Annotated in this window: 1 protein-coding gene; it reads right to left on the bottom strand. The window is 35.2% G+C overall.

From position 1 onward, the window contains the following. Nucleotides 1-202 (bottom strand): GAF domain-containing protein (locus ACNQ0T_RS24480; RefSeq protein WP_417930523.1); only part of this gene is annotated, 202 nt, incomplete at its 3' end. Between the last annotated feature and the right edge of the window lie 59 nt (nt 203-261).

Here is a 261-nt window from a genome sequence, read left to right on the forward strand (position 1 = left end):
GTACACAAGCGACTTTACCTTGGAATGGACCAAGAACCAGTTCCTTTCCATCACTCAAGTAAAAACCAACCCAGTTAATACCGGATAAACGTTCAAATAATAACGCACTGCTATTTGCTAAACTGGCAATTAAATCATACTCTCCAGCGATAAGTGCAGATAAACTATCTGAAAGTTCGTGATAATACTTCTCTTTATCCATATTTATTTTCAGTTATACGTAAACAAGTAAAAAATATTAGTAAGCGTAGACCGTAGGTT

Source organism: Enterobacter cloacae complex sp.6700776 (genome assembly GCF_048284255.1).
Classification (GTDB): Bacteria; Pseudomonadota; Gammaproteobacteria; order Enterobacterales; family Enterobacteriaceae; genus Enterobacter; species Enterobacter intestinihominis.